This is a genomic window from Clostridium sp. ATCC BAA-442, from assembly GCF_964239415.1.
GTDB classification, from domain to species: domain Bacteria; phylum Bacillota; class Clostridia; order Oscillospirales; family Oscillospiraceae; genus Flavonifractor; species Flavonifractor plautii.
Map to the genome: position 1 here is coordinate 1 of NZ_CAXSQB010000119.1, position 615 is coordinate 615.

Sequence of the window (615 nt, forward strand, 5' to 3'; positions counted from 1 at the left end):
CCTGGCTGACCGGCTCGGACAGGTCGCCGCCGGGGGGCGACACCGCACCCACCGCGGTCAGGGAGCCCCGGCGGTGCCCGTCGGAGCCGATGCACTCCACCATGCCCGCCCGCTCATAGAACTGGGCCAGGCGGGAGGACAGGTAGGCCGGATAGCCCTCCTCGCCGGGCATCTCCTCCAGGCGGCCGGACATCTCGCGCAGGGCCTCGGCCCAGCGGGAGGTGGAGTCGGCGATGACCGCCACGTCGTACCCCATGTCACGGAAGTACTCGGCGATGGTGATGCCGGTATAGATGGAGGCCTCACGGGCGGCCACCGGCATGTCGGAGGTGTTGGCGATCAGAACCGTCCGCTTCATCAGGGACTCGCCGGTGCGGGGGTCCACCAGCTCGGGGAACTCCCGCAGCACGTCGGTCATCTCGTTGCCCCGTTCGCCGCAGCCGATGTAGACCACGATGTCCACGTCCGACCACTTGGCCAGCTGGTGCTGCATCACCGTCTTGCCCGAGCCGAAGGGCCCGGGGATGGCGGCGGTGCTGCCCTTGGCCACGGGGAACATGGCGTCCACGATGCGCTGGCCGGAGAGCAGCGGGGTTCTGGGGGGATACTTGTGCT

1 pseudogene is annotated in these 615 nt (G+C 69.8%); it reads right to left on the minus strand.

The annotated features are described in order from the left end of the window. A pseudogene (locus tag ACESY8_RS19740) lies at positions 1–615 on the minus strand (V-type ATP synthase subunit A); the annotation flags it as partial.